Consider the following 15,713-nt stretch of genomic DNA (forward strand, 5'->3'; position numbering starts at 1 on the left):
CCGGGAGTGACGACATGCACCAGGAACAATCGGTCGACGTCGACTGGCAGACCTCGACGTTCTGCGCCACCGCCAACTGCGTTCAGGTGGCACAGAACGACGACACGATCATGGTCCGCGACTCGAAGGATCCGGAGGGCGGCGTGCTGCGGTACACGCCCGACGAGTGGAGCGCGTTCCTCGACGGCATCGTGAACGGGGACTTCGCGAGTCTGTGAGACGGCGGGGTGCGGTGGGGCGAGAGGGCTCGCCCTACCGCGCCGCGCGGGCGTCGAAGTCGGTGCGGGCCGTGGCCACCCGGTCCATGTGGGTCTCCGCCCAGGACTTGATGGCGGTCATCACCGGGACGAGCTCGTCGCCGAGCGGGGTCAGCTCGTAGTCCACCCGGACCGGCACCGAGGCGGTGACCGTGCGGGTGAGGAAGCCGTCGCGTTCGAGCGTACGCAAGGTCTGGGTCAGCATCTTCTGACTGACGCCGGCGATCCGGTGGGCGATCTCGCTGTGCCGGCGCGGGCCGTCGGAGAGCACCGCGATCACCAGGGCCACCCACTTGTCGGTCAGCGTGCTCAGCAACTGGCGGGTCGGGCAGAGGTCGAGGAAGGCGTCGTAGTCCCGCCTGGCCTGCTCTTTCCGTTCCGCGGCGGTCGTCGTCGCCATCTGAACACTCCCGTCGGTACCTAGGGCACTTCAAGGTACCTACTTTCCGGCGGTGCCCTCAAGTCCCTAGCGTCATCGGCATGACGACGATGCGAGCGGTCAGGTACACCGAGTTCGGCGGTCCGGAGGTCCTCCACGTGGCGGAGCTGCCGGTGCCCGAACCCGGCCGGGGCGAGGTGCGGGTGCGGGTCGCCGCCTCCACACTCCACCCGGTCGATCTCATGGTCCGGTCCGGGCGGTTCCCGGCACCCCTGCCGGGCGAGCTGCCGTACGTGCCCGGCTGGGACGTGGCGGGCACGGTCGACGCGGCCGGCCCGGAGGCCGGCGATCTCACGGTCGGCGACGCGGTCATCGGCTTCTCACCGTGGCTGAGCACGCTGGCCGGCACGCACGCGGAGTTCGTGGTCCTGAAGGCCGCGTGGCTGACGGCCGCCCCCGCCGGGGTGCCCGCCACCGAGGCGGCGACGCTGCCCACCAACGGCCTCGCCGCCGCGCAGGCCCTGGACCTGCTCGGGCTCCCGAAGGGCTCGTCCGTCCTGGTCACCGGCGCCGCGGGCCAGGTCGGCGGCTTCCTGCTGGCGCTGGCCCGGGCCGCCGGACTGCGCGCCACGGGACTCGCGGGCCCCGGCGACCGGGAGTTCGTGACATCGCAGGGCGCGACGTTCGCGTCCCGCGCGCAGGAGCCGCCGTCCGGCCCGTTCGACGCCGTCGTCGATCTCGCGGTGCTCGGCCCGGATCTCCTGGCGGCGGTCCGCGACGGCGGCGGCTTCGTGGCCGCCTCACCCCCGCTGCGCCCCGAGCAGGTGCGCGGGATCCGGACGTACGCCCTGGAGGTGCCCCCGGACGGCCACCGCCTGAGCGAGCTGGTGACCCTGGTCGAGAGCGGCCGGATCCCGCTCCGGGTCGAGGCGGTGTACCCGTTCACCGAGGCCGCCGCGGCCCACGAGCGCCTCGCGGCCGGTGGCGTCCGGGGCGGCGTGGTGGTCACCCCGTGACCGGCCAGCCCGTGGTTCGGAACCCGGCCGGGTGCGAGGCGCGGCCGGGTTCCGGACCACGGGCTAGGCGTCCCCCTCGGCCAGCCGGTGTGCGGCGTCGCGCCCCGCACCGGCGGCCCGGCTCAGGAAGTCGGCGACCAGCTCCAGTTGCTCCTGGTCGTATCCGGCGCAGATCTCGTCGAGCGCGGTGTTCATCCCGGTGTAGAGGCCGTACATCTCCCGGGTCCGCTCCGGGGACGCCCGGAGCAGCACCGCCCGCCGGTCCCGGTCGTCGCGCTCCCGGGCGATCCAGCCGGCGCGTTCGAGCCGGTCGAGGACGCCGGTCAGGGTGGCCGGGTGCACGCCCGCGAGCCGGGCCAGCGCGGACGGGCTCAGCGGTCCGGTCCGGCTGATCAGATCGAGACAGTCCAGGTCGCCGTCCCGGACCGCGACCCGGTTGCCGACCTGACGGTTGAGGGCGGCGAGCTCGGTCCGCAGGTCCCGCACGGAGTCCTTGATCCGCGTCGTGACGCGACGGCGGTCACGGGGCTCGCCAGATGATACGGAACCCATATAGTATCCATCTCGAAGTAGATCGTATGACTCTCATACGATACGGCCTGGAGAGGATTCGTCATGTTCCTGATCACCGGAGCCACCGGCACCATCGGCCGCGCCGTCACCCGCCTGCTGCTCGCGCGGGGCGCCGAGGTCACCGCCGTCACCCGCGACCCGGACGCCGGCCTGCCGCCCGCCGTCCGGCGGATCCACCCGGACGACCTCACCGGACTCGGCACCCTGGAGGGGGTGCTGATCAGCCCGCGCGCGACCGCCGGCACGCTCGGGGACGTCCTCGCCCGCAAGGCGGAGCGGGCCGTCCTGCTCTCCGCCGTCACCGTCCAGGAGCCCGCCGGGTACGCCCGGTTCCGCGAGGAGTTCCAGCGCGCCGAACGGGCCGTGCTCGAGACGGCCCCGGCGTGGACCGTGCTGCGCTGCACCGACTTCGCCGCGAACGCCCTCTCCTGGGCGGGCCGGATCCGCGCCGGGGCGGGCGTGCACGGCGCCTACGCCGGCGCCCGGACCTCGACCGTGGACGAACGCGACGTCGCCGCCGTCGCCGCACTGGCCCTGACCGAACCGGATCACGCGGGCCACACCTATGTGCTCACCGGCGAGGAGTCCCTGACCCAGGCGGACAGGGTCGCGGCGATCGGTGCCGCGATCGGCCGGCCGCTGGAGTTCACCGAGGTGGCCCCGGAGGACGTCCGCCGCGGCCTGCTCGCGGCGGGACTGCCCGGCGAGGTCCCGGACCGCCTGCTCGGCAGCCTCGCCGACTACGCCCGCCGCCCCGGCCCGACCACCGACACCGTGCGCCGCCTGCTGGGCCGCCCCGCCACCACCTTCTCCCACTGGGCCGCCGACCACCGCGCCGCCTTCACCGCCTGAGGCTCAGCCCTCAAGCCCTCAAGCCCTCAAGCCCTCAAGCCCTCAAGCCTCAAGCCTCAAGCCTCAAGCCTCAAGCCCTCCGCCCGCGCCGCCCGCGGTGACGCCGGGCGGTAGCGGAGCAGGACGCCCACGGTGAAAAGGCACACCACCACGCTCACCACATTGGCGATGATCAGCGGCAGGTCGTCGTGGAGGAGGCCGTAGAGCAGCCAGAGCACCGAGCCGATCAGCAGGATCGACGGCCAGGCGACCGAGGCGCCGGTCGCGTCGCGGTGACGCAGGACGATCCGCACCTGCAACAACGGTGACAGGGCCATGACCAGGGCCCAGCAGGTCGTCATCCAGGTGATGACAAGGCTCACGAACGACTCCGATCCACGGTGATCTTCGATCTACATCTCCTTCCGGTACGACGCCCGGGAGGCGCCGCGCACTCAGCGTGTGCGCGGCGTCACTCCCCTTTCGTGGGTGGTGTGAACCGGGCCACGCAGCGGGGTAGCGAGCCCCGTGGATGGCGTGGGAGTTTGTAACCCTGCTGTCCGTACCGGGGAGGGGTTTGCGATGTCGGCCGGTGATCTGCAGGTGGATAGGCCGCACTCGGCGCGGATCTACGACTTCCTCCTCGGGGGGCGGGACAACTTCGAGGCGGACCGGCAGGCGGCCGCCAAGATGCTGGAGCACACGCCGAACCTGCCGGTCTCGATGAAGGCGAACCGGCGGTTCATGGCGCGCGTCGTGCGGCACCTGGCCCGGGGCGGGATCCGGCAGTTCCTCGACGTCGGTACCGGGCTGCCGACCAAGCCGAACCTGCACGAGGTCGCCCAGGAGGTCGCGCCGGACGCCCGGGTCGTGTATGTCGACAACGATCCGCTGGTGCTCGTGCACGCGCGGGCGCTGCTCACCCCGACCGGGACCGGGTCGGTGGCGTACCTCGACGCGGATCTGCGGGAGCCGGAGACGGTCATCGAGTCGGACGCCGTGGTCAAGAGCTTCGACCTCGCCCAGCCCGTCGCGGTCACGCTGATCGCGGTGCTGCAGCACGTCACCGACGACGCGCTGGCCCGGCACGTCATCGACGAGCTGATGGCGCCGCTGGCGGCCGGGAGCGCGCTGGTGCTGTCGGTGGTGACCGTCGACAACGATCCGGACGCCGGGCCGGAGACCGTGCGCACCTACAACCAGCACGGCGTCCCGGCCGTGGCGCGCAGCCGGGCCGGGGTGGAGACCCTCTTCGGCGGGCTGGAGCTGGCGGAGCCCGGGGTGGTCCCGGTGCACCACTGGCAGCCCACGGACGAGGACCGGCAGGTGGACGACGCGTCCGTCTACGTGTACGGCGGGGTCGCCTTCAAGAAGTAGGGACGCCCCGGGCCGGCGGCCGGGGCAGACGCTGCACCCGGACAGCGGCCGCTGCACCCGATCAGCGGCCGCTGCACCCGGTCAGCGGCCGCTGCACCCGGTCAGCGGCTGCTGCAGACGTAGAGGCGGTTCCGGCCGGCGCGCTTCGCCGCGTAGAGGGCGGCGTCGGCCCGGGCGAGCAACTGCTCCGGGGGTTCGCTGCCGTTCCACTGGGCGGCGCCGGCCGAGAACGTCTGACCGAGCGGGGTCACCGCCTGCAGGCGTTCCATGATGATGTCGGCGTCGGCCAGCCGGGCGTGGTCGAAGATCGCGCCGAACTCCTCGCCGCCGTACCGGGCGATCAGGTCCTCCGGGCGCAGCTGGTCCCGCCAGGCGATCGCCGCGCCGGTGAGCAGGCTGTCGCCGCCCTGGTGGCCGTGCTCGTCGTTGTACCGCTTGAAGTGGTCCAGGTCGATGATGGCGACCACCACCGGGGTGCCGTGCCGGCGGGCTGCGGCGATCCGGCGGGACAGCTCCAGGTCCCACGCGCGGCGGTTCGGCAGGGTGGTCAGCGCGTCGACGTGCGCGACCGCCTCCAGCTGGCGGGCCTTGTCCTGCACCTGGCCGACCAGGTCCACCATCCGGAGCGCGACCAGCGCGAACAGGACGATGCACCCGATGCCGGCGGCGATCCAGTCGACCCGGCCGTGCTGCAGGACACCCTGGGCGAGCAGGAGCAGCGGGGCGGCCATGCAGGCCAGGTTGACCAGGAGCACCCGCCGCGGCGTCATCTCGGTGACCGGGCGGACCGGCTGGCCGGTGAGGTGGCGCATCGACGGGTGCAGGGCCGCCCCGGCCATCAGGAACGCCGCCAGCGAGGTCAAAGGCCTCATATCGTACGCGGAAAAGGGGTGGATCTTGGGAAGGAGCGTGGCCAGATGCCCCACGGTCTGCAGCAGCAACCCGACGCTGATCTGCCAGAACGCGGTGTTGTGCAGGCCACGGAGGGTGAAGAAGCGGACGAGCACGCCGGCCAGCAGCACGTCGCCGAACGGGAAGAGCGCCATCAGCGCGTCACCGGGCAGGGTGGTGTGCACGCGCAACAGCGGGGTGATCACCAGCAGCCAGCAGGCCAGGCCGAGACCGACACTGATCATCGCGGTGTCCAGCATTCCGGCCCGGTCCTGCCGCCACGACGCACCCCGGACGATGAGCAGCACGGCGACCGCCTCGAGCGGGAAGACGCTCAGGAACACGGCGAACGCCGCCACCGTCGCGCCGGCCGACCAGAGGAGCATGCCCAGCGTGGTGACGAGGCCGGCGGAGGCGAGCAGGAGCCAGGGCCCAGGGGGGCGGGGCCGGTTCAGCACCACGCCGCCGACCACCCCGGCGGTGAACAGCAGCGGCATGGCGAACGTCGTCAGCACACCGGCCGGGCTCGTCGCGCCGGTGAAACCCTGACCGACGCAGAACAGTACGGCGATCACCAGCCACGCCAGCCAGGGACGGATGCTGCGCACACGCCCGGTGACCACCGGTTCGGCGGCACGGATGACCGCCGCGTCGACCGGTTCCGCCCAGTCCGATTCTGCCCAGCCCGTGCCCTTCCGCAAGGAGCGCGCCACGTACGCCTCCTCATCCTCGCCGCGTCGCCGGAGTCCTCATCGGCAGCGATCGGCCCACTGGTAGAAAGCCTGACGAGATTGATGCAGGCCGGCCCGCACCGATTCTCGATCTTCGATTGAGCGGGTGCGGGCCTCGGGTCGCTCCGGGTTCACGATCACGCCCCACGGGGGCGCCGGGGATCCACGATCGCAGCCCGTGTCGTTCTTGCGCCCCTCCGACGGCCGCATACGCACACGATCATGGATCGTGCGCGCCCGCCGCCCCTGCGCGGGGTTGATCGCGTGCACCCGCGGCCCGGTCGGCGCCATTCGCGTGCACGCGCCGCCCGAACCGAGCCATTCGCGTGCACGCGCCGCCCGGCCAGCGCCGCCCGGCCAGCGCCGCCCGCGTGTGCGCTGGACTCGGGGGACGCCTACCGGGCCCACTCACGGCAACCCGGGGCGGTGCGGCGGTGCGGACAGCCCGGTGAGGTCTCACACGGAGGTCAGGAGGGCGGTGGTTCCGTGGAGGACGGTCAGCAGCGAGGCGCCGGCGATCATCGTCCACTTACGGTGGGTGAGGCCGATCGCGGCGTCGCCGAGCTGGGCCGCGGCCGCCGCGAGCAGCAGGGACGTGCAGGCCGGGCCGGGCCACAGCAGCGGTACGACGGCGGCGGCCAGCCCGAGGGGGACGCCGCGGACGGCGTACATCAGGCCGTGGAACCTCTCCCCGGCGGTGGGGGTGCCGCTGTCGCTGAGAGCGGCCGGGCGGAGGCCACCGATGACGGCGAACACCACACTGGCGGCGGCGCCCAGCGTGTTGAGGATCAGCAGGACGGTCACTGCGCGTACTCGGCGGAGGGCTCGGTGCCGTACTTGGTCCAGACCTCGGCGACCGTGTCGCGTGTCAGGGGCTGTCCGGATTCGACCATGTCCCTGAGGTCCCGGAAGTACTGCACGTACAGGTCCGGGGTGAAGGTGTTGAGCATGACGGCGGGCTCGGCGCCGGGGTTGGCGAAGGTGTGCGGCGCGCCCGGCGGGACCATCACCCAGGTGCCGGCCGGCGCGTCGCGGTCGTCCGCGCCGACGGTGAAGCGCACGGTGCCGCTGAGCACGTAGAAGCCCTCGTCGTGCTGGGCGTGCCGGTGCTGCGGCGGGCCGGGCGTGTGCGGCGGGATGACGATCTCCGCCAGGCCGAGCCGATGCCCGGTGTGACTGCCGTCCTCGAGGATCCGGACGCGCGACGGGCCGTTGACGATCAACTCGCCGTCGCCGGGCCCGACGATCTGCACCGCAACCATGTGAAGCCTCCCCTGTTCGGTGTCGCTCTCGGGACCGACCATACACGCTTCATGCGAGTTCACTCTCATGAGGAGAGTCAGCTTTCTTCGTGAGGGTCGAGCGGTATAGTGCGACGCATGCCGCGCACGAACCAGATGGAACGCACCCGGTCCGCGATCGTCGCGGCGGCCCGGGAGATCGCGGAGAGCGGCGCGGAGATCACCATGCCGGCGGTCGCCGCCGAGGCCCGGGTCTCCGAGGCCACGGCGTACCGGTACTTCCCCGACCTGGTCTCCCTCCTGCGCGCCGCGGTGACCGCTGACGATCAGCTCGCGGCGCTCCAGGCGGCGACCGAGGGCGTGACCGATCCGGTCGAACGCGCCGGCCGGGCCGCGGAGATCCTGGGCCGGGCGGTGCTGCGCCGGCAGGGCGCCGTACGCGCGGTCGTCGCCGCCTCGATCGCCCGGCCCTCGGCCGCGGCGGAGCGGCCGGTACGCCGGTTCGCGCTGATCGAGCACGCCCTGGCACCCTGGGCCGCCACGCACGACGGCGAGCAGCTGGCCCGCGACCTCGCCGTGGTGATCAGCGCCGAGTCGATGTTCACGCTGACCGATCTGTGCCGCCTCTCCCCCGACGAGGCGATCGCCAGCCTGGTCGCCACCGCCCGCCGGGTCACCGCGGCCGCGGTCCGTGCCGGATCCGGCGACCCGGCTCACTCGACGATCACGTAGGGACGGCGTGACCGGGGCACCGCCGTAGGCTCCCCGGCATGGTGGTTCCCCCTCCCGACGGCCTCAGCCTGGGCACCTGGCGGCGTGACCCGGGCACGGTGATCCGGCACGCGGTGTCGGTGCCGGCCGGGGACGCGGCGGAGCTGACCATCTTCGCCGAGTCGGAGACGCCCGGGATGGCGACCGACTGGCTGCCGCACTCGCACCCGATGCACGAGCTGGTCTGGGTCCGTGGCGGGACGCTGACCTCGCGGATCGGGCGGCGCCTGATCACCGTGCCGCCCGGGTTCGGGCTGTGGCTGCCGGCCGGGGTGGTCCACGGCGGGCGGCTGACCGCCGGCGCCGAGCTGCACGACGCGTTCTTCGCCCCCGAGCGGACGCCGGTCGCGTTCGCCGGGGCGATGCTGATCACGATGACGCCGCTGCTGGAGTCGCTGCTGTTCCGGCTGGCGCGCCGGGATCTCGACGCCGCGGCGCGGGCCCGGGCCGAGGCGGTGGTCTTCGACGTGCTGGAGCCCGCGGAGCGGCAGTTCTCGCTGGAGCTGCCCGGGGATCCGCGGATCGACCCGATCGCGCAGGCGCTGCTCGGGAATCCGTCCGACGACCGTGGCCTGCGCGAATGGGCGGCCGAGCTGGCGTTGAGCGACCGGACGATCACCCGGGCGTTCCGCGCGTCGACCGGGTTGTCGTTCGCCCAGTGGCGGCAGGCGCTGCGGGTGCACGAGGCGCTGGCGCTGCTCGCCGAGGGCACCGACGTGGCCGCGGTCTCCGAGCGTCTGGGGTACGCGCAGCCGAGCACGTTCATCGCCGCGTTCCGCCGGGTGATGAGGGTGACGCCCGGGGTGATGTCCCGAATCCCGTATCAGGTGTCCTGAGCACCGGATTGCCGACCAGGAAGATCATCATCTAGCCTCCGTTAGGCAAGGCAAACCTAACCCCAGGCTGCCTCGACCTGTGATGCGGAGCAATCGATGTCTGCGACCTTCGAGCCGGGGGCCGCGGTCACCCTTCGCGGTGAACGGCTGCTGCTCCGGTACGGCCGGACGGCCGTGGTCCACGGCGTCTCGGTCGAGCTGGCACCGGGCCGCGTGACGGCGCTCATCGGGCCGAACGGCAGCGGCAAGTCCACCCTGCTGCGGGCGCTCGCCCGGCTGCACCGGGTGGACGGCGGCGAGGTCACCCTGCACGCCGACGGATCGGCGCCGCGCGCGGTGTCCCTGCTCAGCGCCCGGCAGTTCGCCCGGGAGGTCACGCTCTTCGCCCAGTCCCGGCAGGCCCCCAACGGGCTCACGGTGGCCGAGGTCGTCGCGTTCGGCCGGCACCCGCACCGGCGGCGCTTCGCCGGACCGTCCGCCGCGGACCGCAGCGCCATCGACGGCGCGATGGAGGCGACCGGCGTACGGGAGATGGCGGAACGGCCCGTCGGCGAACTCTCCGGGGGTGAGATGCAGCGGGTCTGGCTCGCGGCGTGCCTGGCCCAGGAGACCGGCGCCGTGCTGCTCGACGAGCCGACGAACCACCTGGACCTGCGCTACCAGATCGAGACGCTCGACCTGGTCCGCGACCTCGCCGACGAGCGGGGCGTCGCCGTCGGCATCGTGCTGCACGACCTCGACCACGCCGCCCGGGTCGCCGACACCCTGCTGCTCATGCACGACGGGCGCATCCACGCCACCGGCGATCCCCTCGAGGTGCTCACCGCCGAGCACATCGGCGAGGTCTACGGCCTGCCCGTCGAGGTCGAGACCGACCCCCGGACCGGGCGCGTCCGCATCGATCCGATCGGACGTCATTCCGTACGCCAATCCGTACGCACGAAGAACCACCCAGGAGAGATACCCGCATGATCCCCCTTTCCCGCCTCGCGGCCGGCGCGACCCTGTTCGCCGTCGCCGCGTCGGTCACCGCCTGCGGCACCACGACCGTGGAACCCGCCGCCGAGAGCTCCTCCGCGCCGGTCTCGCAGACCTGCGCGAACGACACCACGTCGACCGCGACCGGCCCGGTGTCGATCACCGACGGTGTCGGCCGCAAGGTCGAGCTGGCCAAGCCCGCGTCCCGCGTCGCCGTCCTGGAGTGGCAGCAGACCGAGGACGTCATGACGCTCTGCCTCAACCCGGTCGCGGTCGCCGACCCCGAGGGCTACGCCACCTACGTCAAGGCCGAGACGCTCCCCGCCGACGTGGTCGACGCCGGTGACCGCGGCGAGCCCGACCTGGACGCGCTCTACGGGACGAACCCCGACCTGATCATCGTGGAGGCGTTCAAGGCCGACGACGAGATCCTCACCAAGCTGGAGAAGCGCGGCGTCCCGGTGCTCGCCACGGTCGGCGCGAACGCCTCCGGCCAGATCGCCAACATGAAGAACGTCTTCTCGATGATCGCCGCGGCCACCGGGCGCACCGAGCGGGCCGACCAGGTGCTCCAGCAGTTCGACGAGCACCTCGCCGCCGCCAAGGCGAAGGTCGCCGCCGCGAACGTCACGACCGGTCCCTTCCTCTTCTTCGACGGCTGGATCGAGGGCGGCAACGTCGTCATCCGCCCGTACGGCAAGGGCGCGCTCTTCACCGAGCTCGGCGAGCAGCTCGGCCTCACCGCCGCGTGGACCGACGAGATCAACAAGACGTACGGCAGCGGCGGCGTCGACCCGTCGTACGGCCTCGCGCAGACCGACATCGAGGGCCTGACCGCCGTCGGCGACGCCACGCTGTTCTACTCGGACGACGAGACCGCCGAGAGCTACGTCAAGGAACTGGTCAAGAGCCCGATCTGGGCCAAGCTCCCGGCCGTCACCGAGGGTCGCGCGTACGCCTTCCCCGCGGGCGTCTGGGGCGCCGGCGGCCCGAAGTCGAACGAGGACGCGATCGACGCCTACGTGAACATCCTCACCACCAAGTGATCGACACCCGCGCGCCGCGGTCGCTGCCCACCACCGGGCTCGGCCGCGGCGCGAGCGGGGCCGCCGTCCTGGCCGTCCTGCTCGCCGCCGTGTTCCTGACCGGCCTCTGGCACATCACGCAGGGCACCTCCGGCATCGGTTTCACCGACCTTCTCCGGTACGTGTTCGGCGCGCGGGAGAGCGTCGGCGGAGTACCGGTCGCCGACGTGCTGACCGGATCCCGCCTGCCCCGCCTGGCCGCCGGGGTCGCGGTCGGCATCGCGCTCGGCTCGGGCGGCGCGCTGCTCCAGTCGGTCACCCGCAACCCGCTCGCCGCACCGGACACCCTCGCCGTCACCGCCGGCTCGTACTTCGCGCTCTGCGTGGTCGCCGCCTTCAACCTCGCGGTCCCGCTCTGGGCCTCCGGCGCGGTCGCCTTCGGCGGTGGCCTGCTCGCCGCCGCCCTCGTACTCGGCCTGGTGGGCAGCGCCGCGGGCATCGGCTCGACCCGGCTGATCCTGGCCGGCTCCGCGGTCGCGATGGCCCTCGACGCCGCCACCGCGATGCTGCTCATCCTCTTCAAGGAGAACACCACCGGCCTGTACGCGTGGGGCAGCGGCTCCCTCGCGCAGCTCAACATCGACGCCGCCGGCCGGGCCGCCCCGGTGATCGTGGTCGTCCTCGCCGTCGCCCTGCTGCTCGCCCGCCGCCTCGACGTGCTCGGCCTCGGCGACGACGCGGCCGCCTCGCTCGGCGTGCCGGTCCGCTCCACCCGCCTCGTCGCGATCCTCTGCGCCGTCCTGCTCACCAGCATCTCCGTCACGCTGGCCGGGCCGATCGCCTTCATCGGGCTGGCCGCGCCGGTCGCCGTACGCCTCGCCGCCGACCGGATCGGGGTCCTGTCCCGGCACGCGTTCCTGATCCCGGCCTGCGGTCTGGCCGGCGCGCTCCTCGTCCTGCTCGCCGACGTCGTGCTGCGGGCCGTCCTCGGTGCCCAGGCCGCCGCGTCGATCCCGACCGGCATCCCCACGTCCCTGCTCGGGGCCGTGGTCATCGTGATCCTGGCGCTCCGGCTGCGGGACGTGGGCTCGGGGGGCCTGGCGCACCGTGCACAGGTCGCCGTCCGGTCCCGGGCGCGCTTCGTCACCGTCGTGGTCGTCGCCGCCGTGCTGCTGGCCGGCGCGATCGTCGCCGGGCTGCTCGTGGGTAGCCTGATGTTGCGTACCGGAGACGTCGTCCTCTGGCTGCAGGGCGCGGCGCCGAACCTGATCTCCCTCGCCCTGGACGACCGTGCTCCCCGGGTCGCGGCGGCCGTCGCCGCCGGCGCCGCCCTCTCCCTGGCCGGAACCGTCGTGCAGGGCACCGTGCGCAATCCGCTCGCCGAACCGGGTGTCCTCGGCATCACCGCCGGGGCCGGGCTGGGCGCGGTGATCGTGGTGACGTCGTCGATGTCCGGCGGGCGCCCCACGCTGATCGGGACCGCGGTCGCCCTGGGACTCGCGACGTTCGGGCTGATCGCCCTGCTGGCCTGGCGCGGCGGGATCCTCCCGGACCGGTTCCTGCTGATCGGGATCGGGTGCGGGTACGCGCTCAGCGACATCAGCACGTTCCTGCTGCTGCGGGCCGACCCGTGGGACACGCCGCGGATCCTGACGTGGCTCTCCGGCACGACGTACGGCCGGACCTTCGGCGACGTCGTCCCGGTGCTCGTCGTCCTCGTACTGGCCACTCCCCTGGTGCTGAGCATGCGGCGGGAACTGGATCTGCTCGCCGTCGACGAGGACACGCCGCGGGTCTTCGGGGTCCGCCGCGAGGCGGTCCGGCTGGGGCTGCTGTCGATCGCGGCGGTCGCGGCGGCGGTGAGCGTGGTCGCGGTCGGGGTGATCGGGTTCGTGGGGCTGGTCGCACCGCACATCGCCCGCAGCCTGGTGGGCGTCCGGCACGGCCGGATCGTCCCGGCCGCGATGCTGATCGGCGGCCTGCTGGTCGGCGTGGCCGACGCCGTGGGGCGCACGGTGATCGCGCCGTCCCAGATCCCGGCGGGGCTGATGATGGCCCTGATCGGCGCCCCGTACTTCGTCTGGCTGCTGCGCCGCTCCCGCGTCTGAGGGGGAGCGGCGCGCACCCGCACCCGTCAGCGGGCGGTCGCGCGGGCCAGTTCGTCCCAGACCAGGTCGGTCCGGAACGGCGGCAGCGGCAGGTCGCCGCCGAGAGACGTCCAGCCGCGCTGCCACCACGCCACGCTGAGCACCGGGCGCAGACCGAGCAGGGTGGCCGCGACGATCTGGCAGCGCACCAGGAGCAGACTCGCCCCCAGGCCGTCCAGATCCATCATCCCGCCCTGCTGGCAGGCCCGGGCCGTCTGCTCGGCCACGTGCTCCATCTCGGTGTAGGCGACCAGCCCCGGCGCGTCGGTGACCCTGTACTCCATCGCGGAGTCGAGCACCACCCCGGTGTCCACCGGCTGGAAGACGACGTCGCCCGGAGTGACGATCAGCGGCCACGTCCGCCGCTGATCACCCAGCACGAACTCCACGGCCGGATCCCCGGTCGGTGAGACGATCCGCCGGTGCCGCTGCACCTGACCGGCCTTGATGTGCACCGTGTCACCGATGGCGGGCACCTGGATGCTGAGCCGGTCGGCCAGCGCCCCGACCCGGATTCCCGGCAGGTCCCGCAGAACCGCCACTGCCTCTGACATCTCCATCATGGCCTCCCCGTTCCGCCGGTCACACCCGGCGCCGCGCATCCCGGTGCCGGGATCCCGTCCCGGCGACGGGATCGACGTGTGACCCTACGTGGCCGGATCATCGGGGTGCGACCGAGCCCGCCCGCGGCCCACACGCCGGGTCGGTGCCTCGGCGGGCCGTTCCCCGCCGACGGGACCGCGCCGCGCCGGTGACCCCTCACTCCCCGGCATCCGGCCCTCCCACCGGCCCCCGTGGACGACCGTGTCGAGCGGGGGTGCGGCGGGGTCATCCGGTGAGTCCGGCGTGGGGGAAGGGCGGTGGTGACGACCGGCGCGTCGACGACGGCCTCCTCGACCGCCGCCCACCCGCGCCCGGCCCACCGGAACTCCTTGAAAGGTGAAGTTTTCCATCCCGTCCGGCGACGTTTTCTTCTCCCTCGCAGCGCCGGGCAACGAGGATTTCAACAGCGACGCCGGTCACCCTGCAACCTTTGACGGCGAATTATTCCTGTGAATCATCCACAGAAAAGTCTACCGGCTTCGAGAGCTGCGTAAACGAGATTGTCAACAATGCAGACGGCGGGTTGAGGCCACTCTCGACAGCCGAGAAGGCACTGCTCATAGGCGTCGCCCGGCCCGAGATCACGGCTAGCAACCACCTGTGAATTGCTATGGATAGCCTTAATAGAACCTGAAAACCTTGCGTGCGGACCGAGACGTTGACAATCATGATGCCCGCAACGCGGACAACCGGCCCATGGCGTGATCTCCGCACCATCGCCTCTTTCCGCATCGCATTCGACCTTTCTCCGACGCCAGTTGAATGCTCGCTGGCCGACGCCGAAAGGCCGCTCTCATCCCATCCTCATTTCAGGGAGTGCAATGACTGACCAAGAGGTCACCGAGGCCCGTCCCGGCAAGCGCCGGTGGCCCGTGATCGCCTCCGGCATCGTGGCCGTGGCCCTCGTCGGCGCGGGTGTCACCGTCGCCAACGCGGACGTCGTCCCGGGCCGCACCGGTAACGCCCGCCCGAGCCACGCGACGGCCGGAGCCACGACCGCCACCACGACCGCGGCGGCCACCACGACCGCGACCACGACGGCGACCACGGCCGGTGTGAGCGACGTCGTCACCGCCGCGGACGCGTTCACCGCCACGCTCAGCACCACCCAGCAGGCCTCGGTCCTGCTCGACTTCACCGAGGCGAACGCGACCGCCTGGTCGAACCTGCCGTGCGGCTCGTCCTGCCGCGTCGGCATCCAGTTCAGCACCCTGTCCACCGCCCAGCTCACCGCGGCCGAGGCCGTGCTGGCGGCGGCCACCGGCACCGGAACGGGCACCGGCTTCGACCAGATCAGCCAGATCCTGGCCGCCGACGACGTGCTCGGCGAGACCGCGAGCGGATACAGCAGCGGGAACTACTTCCTGGCCTTCCTCGGTACACCCTCCACCACCGGCACCTGGCAGCTGCACTTCGGCGGCCACCACCTCGCCGTCAACATCACGTACGTCGACGGCGAGGTCGCCGGGGCCAGCCCGTACTTCGTCGGCGTCGAACCGAAGAGCTGGACCGAGGACGGCACCACCTACGAGCCGCTCGCCGAGCAGTCCGACGGCGTGCTGGCCGTACTCTCCAGCCTGAGCAGCACCCAGCTGGCCTCGGCCAAGCTGTCGCAGACCTTCAGCGACGTCCTGCTCGGCCCGGACGAGGACGGCCAGTTCCCGTCGACCAAGGCGGGCCTGGCGGTCAGCGGCCTCTCGGACACCCAGAAGGCGCTGGTCCTGACCGCGATCGAGGCGTGGGTCGAGGTGGCCGACGACGACACCGCGGCGTCCCTGCTGGACACGTACTCCTCGGAGCTCGACGAGACCTACATCGCCTACTCCGGCAACACCACGCTGACCGCGCAGGGCGACTACTTCCGCATCGACGGCCCGAGCGTCTGGGTCGAGTTCGTCTGCCAGAACGGCGTCGTCTACTCCAGCCAGATCCACTACCACTCCGTCTACCGCGACCACACCCGGGGAGTGTCAAGAAAACGGTGTAACTCGATTTTTTGAAGGTCAGTTACGGCCTGTGGTGAGGCGTCCTTCGAAGGCAAGGTCGAAGGCGTTGAG

The 15,713-nt window shown here is 72.3% G+C and carries 17 protein-coding genes; 10 read left to right on the forward strand and 7 right to left on the reverse strand.

Annotated elements, in window-relative coordinates; genetic code table 11:
* The first annotated feature begins 14 nt into the window (after nt 1–14).
* Nucleotides 15–218, forward strand: coding sequence for a DUF397 domain-containing protein (locus AB0M08_RS42435; protein ID WP_364506383.1), 204 nt, complete (start codon nt 15–17; stop codon nt 216–218).
* A 34-nt stretch (nt 219–252) separates the two neighbouring features.
* On the opposite strand, the gene AB0M08_RS42440 is transcribed toward AB0M08_RS42435, so the two are convergent.
* Nucleotides 253–657 carry a helix-turn-helix domain-containing protein gene (locus tag AB0M08_RS42440; protein ID WP_364506386.1) on the reverse strand — a complete coding sequence of 135 codons (405 nt, stop codon included), beginning with the start codon at nt 655–657 and terminating at the stop codon, nt 253–255.
* Nucleotides 658–737: 80 nt separating this feature from the next.
* Between AB0M08_RS42440 and AB0M08_RS42445 the strand changes: the two genes are divergently transcribed.
* Nucleotides 738–1,652: an NADP-dependent oxidoreductase gene (locus AB0M08_RS42445; RefSeq protein WP_364506389.1), complete on the forward strand. Its 915-nt coding sequence runs from the start codon at nt 738–740 to the stop codon at nt 1,650–1,652.
* A gap of 63 nt (nt 1,653–1,715) precedes the next feature.
* Here the strand turns inward: AB0M08_RS42445 and AB0M08_RS42450 are convergent, their stop codons facing one another.
* On the reverse strand, nt 1,716–2,138 hold the full coding sequence (locus AB0M08_RS42450; protein WP_364506392.1) for a MarR family transcriptional regulator: 423 nt from the start codon (nt 2,136–2,138) through the stop codon (nt 1,716–1,718).
* 129 nt (nt 2,139–2,267) lie between these two features.
* Between AB0M08_RS42450 and AB0M08_RS42455 the strand changes: the two genes are divergently transcribed.
* Complete coding sequence (locus AB0M08_RS42455; protein ID WP_364506395.1) at nt 2,268–3,077, forward strand: NmrA family NAD(P)-binding protein; 810 nt, start codon at nt 2,268–2,270, stop codon at nt 3,075–3,077.
* A 56-nt stretch (nt 3,078–3,133) separates the two neighbouring features.
* Here the strand turns inward: AB0M08_RS42455 and AB0M08_RS42460 are convergent, their stop codons facing one another.
* The gene (locus AB0M08_RS42460; protein WP_364506397.1) at nt 3,134–3,439 is read right to left on the reverse strand and encodes a SemiSWEET family transporter; all 306 of its coding nucleotides are present in this window, start codon (nt 3,437–3,439) and stop codon (nt 3,134–3,136) included.
* A 199-nt stretch (nt 3,440–3,638) separates the two neighbouring features.
* On the opposite strand from AB0M08_RS42460, the gene AB0M08_RS42465 reads away from it, so the two are divergent.
* Entirely contained in the window at nt 3,639–4,433 is a 795-nt protein-coding gene (locus AB0M08_RS42465; protein ID WP_364506400.1) for an SAM-dependent methyltransferase, read from the forward strand.
* Between the two features lie 101 nt (nt 4,434–4,534).
* On the opposite strand, the gene AB0M08_RS42470 is transcribed toward AB0M08_RS42465, so the two are convergent.
* The 3 genes from AB0M08_RS42470 to AB0M08_RS42480 form a co-directional block, all read right to left on the reverse strand.
* Entirely contained in the window at nt 4,535–6,037 is a 1,503-nt protein-coding gene (locus AB0M08_RS42470; RefSeq protein WP_364506403.1) for a GGDEF domain-containing protein, read from the reverse strand.
* A 474-nt stretch (nt 6,038–6,511) separates the two neighbouring features.
* Nucleotides 6,512–6,859, reverse strand: a complete 348-nt coding sequence (locus tag AB0M08_RS42475; RefSeq protein ID WP_364506405.1) for a hypothetical protein — start codon at nt 6,857–6,859, stop codon at nt 6,512–6,514.
* Entirely contained in the window at nt 6,856–7,317 is a 462-nt protein-coding gene (locus AB0M08_RS42480) for a cupin domain-containing protein (RefSeq protein WP_364506408.1), read from the reverse strand. The genes AB0M08_RS42475 and AB0M08_RS42480 overlap by 4 nt, the downstream gene beginning before the upstream one ends.
* Before the next feature lie 117 nt (nt 7,318–7,434).
* On the opposite strand from AB0M08_RS42480, the gene AB0M08_RS42485 reads away from it, so the two are divergent.
* From AB0M08_RS42485 to AB0M08_RS42505, 5 genes are all read left to right on the forward strand, one after another.
* Nucleotides 7,435–8,028, forward strand: a complete 594-nt coding sequence (locus tag AB0M08_RS42485) for a TetR family transcriptional regulator (protein WP_364506410.1) — start codon at nt 7,435–7,437, stop codon at nt 8,026–8,028.
* Nucleotides 8,029–8,066: 38 nt separating this feature from the next.
* Nucleotides 8,067–8,903 carry an AraC family transcriptional regulator gene (locus AB0M08_RS42490; RefSeq protein WP_364506413.1) on the forward strand — a complete coding sequence of 279 codons (837 nt, stop codon included), beginning with the start codon at nt 8,067–8,069 and terminating at the stop codon, nt 8,901–8,903.
* 96 nt (nt 8,904–8,999) lie between these two features.
* On the forward strand, nt 9,000–9,875 hold the full coding sequence (locus tag AB0M08_RS42495; RefSeq protein ID WP_364506415.1) for an ABC transporter ATP-binding protein: 876 nt from the start codon (nt 9,000–9,002) through the stop codon (nt 9,873–9,875).
* Nucleotides 9,872–10,927 (forward strand): ABC transporter substrate-binding protein, encoded by a 1,056-nt coding sequence (locus AB0M08_RS42500; RefSeq protein WP_364506418.1) that lies wholly within the window; start codon nt 9,872–9,874, stop codon nt 10,925–10,927. The genes AB0M08_RS42495 and AB0M08_RS42500 overlap by 4 nt, the downstream gene beginning before the upstream one ends.
* A complete protein-coding gene (locus tag AB0M08_RS42505; protein ID WP_364506420.1) occupies nt 10,924–13,014 on the forward strand; it encodes an iron ABC transporter permease in 2,091 nt (696 codons plus the stop codon). Before AB0M08_RS42500 ends, AB0M08_RS42505 begins: the two co-directional genes overlap by 4 nt.
* Before the next feature lie 26 nt (nt 13,015–13,040).
* On the opposite strand, the gene AB0M08_RS42510 is transcribed toward AB0M08_RS42505, so the two are convergent.
* Nucleotides 13,041–13,607, reverse strand: a complete 567-nt coding sequence (locus tag AB0M08_RS42510; protein ID WP_364506423.1) for a hypothetical protein — start codon at nt 13,605–13,607, stop codon at nt 13,041–13,043.
* A gap of 870 nt (nt 13,608–14,477) precedes the next feature.
* Here AB0M08_RS42510 and AB0M08_RS42515 point away from each other — a divergent pair.
* Nucleotides 14,478–15,656 (forward strand): DUF3500 domain-containing protein, encoded by a 1,179-nt coding sequence (locus AB0M08_RS42515; RefSeq protein ID WP_364506426.1) that lies wholly within the window; start codon nt 14,478–14,480, stop codon nt 15,654–15,656.
* The last annotated feature ends 57 nt before the right edge of the window (nt 15,657–15,713 follow it).

The sequence above is a fragment of the Actinoplanes sp. NPDC051851 genome, from assembly GCF_040681165.1.
In the GTDB taxonomy this organism is placed as follows: domain Bacteria; phylum Actinomycetota; class Actinomycetes; order Mycobacteriales; family Micromonosporaceae; genus Actinoplanes.

What these genes read in the sequence shown, in the direction of transcription:
- AB0M08_RS42435 (WP_364506383.1), top strand. Translation starts at nt 15, where the DNA reads ATGCACCAGGAACAATCGGTCGACGTCGACTGGCAGACCTCGACGTTC.
- AB0M08_RS42440 (WP_364506386.1), bottom strand. Translation starts at nt 657, where the DNA reads ATGGCGACGACGACCGCCGCGGAACGGAAAGAGCAGGCCAGGCGGGAC.
- AB0M08_RS42445 (WP_364506389.1), top strand. Translation starts at nt 738, where the DNA reads ATGACGACGATGCGAGCGGTCAGGTACACCGAGTTCGGCGGTCCGGAG.
- AB0M08_RS42455 (WP_364506395.1), top strand. Translation starts at nt 2,268, where the DNA reads ATGTTCCTGATCACCGGAGCCACCGGCACCATCGGCCGCGCCGTCACC.
- AB0M08_RS42465 (WP_364506400.1), top strand. Translation starts at nt 3,639, where the DNA reads ATGTCGGCCGGTGATCTGCAGGTGGATAGGCCGCACTCGGCGCGGATC.
- AB0M08_RS42480 (WP_364506408.1), bottom strand. Translation starts at nt 7,317, where the DNA reads ATGGTTGCGGTGCAGATCGTCGGGCCCGGCGACGGCGAGTTGATCGTC.
- AB0M08_RS42485 (WP_364506410.1), top strand. Translation starts at nt 7,435, where the DNA reads ATGCCGCGCACGAACCAGATGGAACGCACCCGGTCCGCGATCGTCGCG.
- AB0M08_RS42490 (WP_364506413.1), top strand. Translation starts at nt 8,067, where the DNA reads ATGGTGGTTCCCCCTCCCGACGGCCTCAGCCTGGGCACCTGGCGGCGT.
- AB0M08_RS42495 (WP_364506415.1), top strand. Translation starts at nt 9,000, where the DNA reads ATGTCTGCGACCTTCGAGCCGGGGGCCGCGGTCACCCTTCGCGGTGAA.
- AB0M08_RS42500 (WP_364506418.1), top strand. Translation starts at nt 9,872, where the DNA reads ATGATCCCCCTTTCCCGCCTCGCGGCCGGCGCGACCCTGTTCGCCGTC.
- AB0M08_RS42510 (WP_364506423.1), bottom strand. Translation starts at nt 13,607, where the DNA reads ATGTCAGAGGCAGTGGCGGTTCTGCGGGACCTGCCGGGAATCCGGGTC.
- AB0M08_RS42515 (WP_364506426.1), top strand. Translation starts at nt 14,478, where the DNA reads ATGACTGACCAAGAGGTCACCGAGGCCCGTCCCGGCAAGCGCCGGTGG.